Below are 4,002 nucleotides of genomic sequence, written 5' to 3'. Positions count from 1 at the left end.
TGCCTAATGGATAGCAACGTTGGGGGGAACAAGAGTCAATTTGCTTCTAAAAGTCCCCCAAAATTGGGGGATTTAGGGGGCTTGGATGTAGCAAATAATACTTCTCAGACAACCTCTTAAAAACTTCTGGCATGCATGCCTTTTGCGTGTTGATGTAGGTTGATGTCTTGAGCAGATTAAGCAGCGATTTACACAAGCCTATATTTCTGTAATCATTCAGCCGTTGGCAAAAGGCTGAGGGAGCATCCCAATTTGGCAAATCCATTGCTCAAACTAACGAAAATACTAGGGATTAAAAGCATAATTTAAAGTGTTATGTGAAAAAATGGGATGCTCCCAAGGCTGATGGCTGATGGCTGATGACTTACATATTTGTTTATAGCATTTTCAGTCGAGCTCTTCCTCTATATATCTCTTGATTTCAGGGGCTAATTTCCTAAGATTACGTTGAAAGAAGTTATTGAGGGATGAAATTTTAATTCCTAAAGAATCCGATATCTCTTGCCATTTTTTTCCGTCGAGGTAGGCTAACCCTATCACTTGCAAGGTAGCTTCAGGATGGTTTTTGATATGTTTCTGCAACAGGTTTTCCGGGTCTTCTTTAAAATAGTGTCTGACCTGGTCATACAACGTCAGTTCTGTTTCCGGTTGTGCCACAGTCTCTATGGTGAGCGATTCCCCAGTCAGCTCAGACAAGTTTGCGGGCAAAGGCAGAGTGGCTTTAGCCATCTCAAACACTAATGAATCTCCTGTGGTTCGGTCTTTTGCGATTAACTGGCACAACAAAAATAATACTATCAAAATTTTAGTAACGTTACCGGCATCGGTCTTGTTTGTAATTAAGCCTTTGATGGTCAGTGTTATCCAAACAATCACATGATCTAGTTTGGTGTTTTTAATAAGAGCGATCAACTGATATTTAATTCTGACAATTTTGCCAGATTGAGCTTGGATAAATGGGTCAGTCAGGTCTTGTTGAGCTTTTTGTAACATCTTATTGAGGCGATAATTGACCCAGGCTATAAATTTTCCTTTTTCTCGATTGTAGTGATTGAGGTTTTGATAAACATAATACAATGTCAGATTCACAGCATCATCATAGACCTCAGGGGAAAATTTGCCTCGATGGTAAAGCTTACCAGAAAGCTTAATGGCATTGAGCAATTCCGTTAAGGCATAAAATCGCTCTGGGGTATTGAGTTGGTGTCGTTGTGCTTCTAGGGCTAGCTGCTGAAGACGACCCTCGTCGAGTACCTTTTTAAAGACACTATCCCGCCAAGACGCCCACTCCTGATCAGAAGTCATTTGTAGATATCGGCTATCAATAGCCTCCTCAAGTTTATGGTTGAGCTGCTCTTGTACGGTCTGATAGATCTCTAGATAGATGCCAGATAGAGGATGACCTGGCCGTGGGCGACACACTTTACGGGTACGCAAAATATGCTCAACTAGTTCTGCCAAAACCTGCTCCCGCTGTTGATTTTCAATCTTATATTGTTTTGATTTAATCATCATATGTTGAATTGGCCTGCTCATGACCATTGATCAGGAATGCTTGTCCAATTAGTTATCAGGGTAATTTCCACGTTTTATGATAAGTAGTCGGACAAAAGTAAAATTAACTGTTGAAATAGGGAGCAGGGAGCAGGGAGCAGCTCATAAGGGTAGGTTTTTTACTTTGACGTCAGGTGTGGGGTGTGGGGTGACCGGGTGTGGGGGATAAGAAAGCGATGCAGCGCCTTCATGAGGGGGTGGTAGTGCATCAAAGAAGTGTGGGAATGATATGATGTTTTGGGAAAAACTAATCATCACTATCTATGGAATGCACTCTGTGCGGTCATCACAAGACATATAAGCATGGGAAAACTAGTAAGGGAAGTCAACGATATTACTGCCCAGCCTGCAAGCAAAGTTTTACGGAGACTTTTGATACTCTCTATTACCGCACCACAGATTCAGCCAGATCAAATTCCCATGGTGTTACAGGCTCATTCAGCTATGTTGTAGTTTTAGAGGAATAAGTCGAATAACAAATCTTGCTTATAACACAGTAGTTAGGATTATCCGAGAAGCTTCTGTGAAAGGTCAAATGGTTCACAACGATCAAGTACAGCAAGTTGAGGTTGAGGAAATTGCTAGTGATGAGTTCTGGTCATTTGTCCAAAAAAACAAAAAAGCGATGCAGCGCGGTCTTGGGGAGGCAGCGCGGTCTTGGGGGTCCCCCCCATGAGCGACTGCCGTGGTTTCCCCCGGAGACCAAACCTGATTACGTTGAGCCTTTATGGTTGGTAGGCTATGGAGAAAAGGGGTAAAACTTATTGATTAAGGCTCAACTGTCTTACGGTAACTTCAAACCATGAGCGACTGCATCAAGACACTGTCTGCAAAACGAATTAATAGTGGGAGATTGTTGGGTGGGGATGACACAAGCCCAAGAAAGTGGACTGATTTTAGCCAATAGAGTTGGAAAGCAAAGAAGCGCATTTATCACTCAATTAGTCGCGAATACGGAAGGGAAAACAGATTGTCAGCAATGGAATACAGATGGTTGGGCAGGTTATGAGCGTGTTCTTACGGGTGTTGTAGAACACTCAATTGGTAAAGAACAAACCCAACAAGAACGAACGAACTAATGGAATTCTTCGACAACAAACTGGACGCTGGCATCGTCGTCAGCAATTTATTTGGCAAAGTTTGGGAACAAACAGAAGCAACAATAAGATTAGTGGTCACCTACTTTAACTGGATCTGGATTCATAGTCGCAAGAAAAATACTGCTGCCATGAGAGCCGGATTGGCTACTGCTCCTTGGAATTGGGATGATCTGATCACCTATCCCACACTTCTTTGACGCACTACCTTTTCTGTGATTCGTTACAAAACTTTACATTAAACTGGTCCAAAATTGGATTTTCGGAGTGATAAACAAAGTGAGGGCAATCAAGAAAGCTTGATGCTCTTAATGGCAAAACTGCTGATAGCATAGCGTGCTGTATGAATTTGGGTTAATTACGGCCTCTTTGCTTACCCCTGTACCTGGACCAAAAACTGGTTTTCAGGAAACTTAATTCAATTTCACTCAAGAAGAAAAACCATGCTAAATAAAGAAAAAACAACTTCCAACTCGGAATTTTCTCTGGTTGATGAAAAACAACTGTTCACTGAATTAACTTCCGAAGAAGCGGCTGTCATAGAGGGAGGCTTGACGCTCAAATTGTATTCGATTAAGGCTCTCAAGGCTAATGCAGACTGGGGGCGATTCAACAGGGACGACACCTATATTCTTGTCAATGGCCGAACAGTGTGGGGAGTCCATAAAATGAAGACAGGACAAACTCGCAATATTAACAAATTCGTAGATTTCAACAACTTTGCAAATATCCAACTTTTCGATCGCGATTTTGGAAAGGATGACTTCATGGGTGGTTTTATTGTCAACCAACCAACAGGAGGAAAGTTAAGAGGTTTTGCGTGGGGGAGCGGATCTACATACGCTCTGATCTACGAAGTAGTTTGATGAAGAAGGTCTAGAATTCAAGCTGAAAAATTTTCGGAGTCTTAGTACAGCTTTGCAGAAACAGCCACATACTTGGCCTAGGGTCAGGGCTGTTCCATTGTCGGACTAAAATGTGATTGGCGAGGAGGTGGAGAGATAGGGAGGATTAAAGTTAATAAAAAGGTATTTTTAAGCTGAAAAAAAACCTCTCCCCATCACCCCACCTCCCTTTCACGCCTATTGACTTGACAATTTATTCCAAAGAATGAAACAGCCCTGTGCCAAGGCAAGGGGGATTTCAGGGTGCCTTGCGTAAGTCCTTGAACTGGACTGGTCAACATGATGGCGGCCTACTGCCAACCACAACGGATGGCTCCCTTGAGAGTAGAAGGGGCTTGCGATCGCACCTGCTTTAATACCTGGTGAGAAGGGTGTTTATACCAAGTTGCATTCATTCCTAGCACCCCATCACTGGATCACTCGATCACCTTTGGAGTAATATACTA

Annotated in this window: 2 protein-coding genes and 2 pseudogenes; 3 read left to right on the top strand and 1 reads right to left on the bottom strand. The window is 42.6% G+C overall.

The window, feature by feature from the left end:
• Positions 1 to 387: 387 nt before the first annotated feature.
• Entirely contained in the window at positions 388 to 1,536 is a 1,149-nt protein-coding gene (locus tag F6K57_RS38680) for a hypothetical protein (RefSeq protein ID WP_293073912.1), read from the bottom strand.
• A 281-nt stretch (positions 1,537 to 1,817) separates the two neighbouring features.
• Here F6K57_RS38680 and F6K57_RS38675 point away from each other — a divergent pair.
• The 3 genes and pseudogenes from F6K57_RS38675 to F6K57_RS38665 form a co-directional block, all read left to right on the top strand.
• A pseudogene (locus tag F6K57_RS38675) lies at positions 1,818 to 2,173 on the top strand (IS1 family transposase); the annotation flags it as partial.
• 199 nt (positions 2,174 to 2,372) lie between these two features.
• Positions 2,373 to 2,851: pseudogene (locus F6K57_RS38670) on the top strand (IS1 family transposase); the annotation flags it as partial.
• A 243-nt stretch (positions 2,852 to 3,094) separates the two neighbouring features.
• A complete protein-coding gene (locus F6K57_RS38665; protein ID WP_293073909.1) occupies positions 3,095 to 3,517 on the top strand; it encodes a hypothetical protein in 423 nt (140 codons plus the stop codon).
• Positions 3,518 to 4,002 lie beyond the last annotated feature (485 nt).

It is taken from the genome of Moorena sp. SIO4A5 (genome assembly GCF_010672005.1).
GTDB lineage: Bacteria > Cyanobacteriota > Cyanobacteriia > Cyanobacteriales > Coleofasciculaceae > Moorena.
Note: the sequence above shows the minus strand (reverse complement) of the source record. Positions and strands in the feature narration are given on the sequence as shown.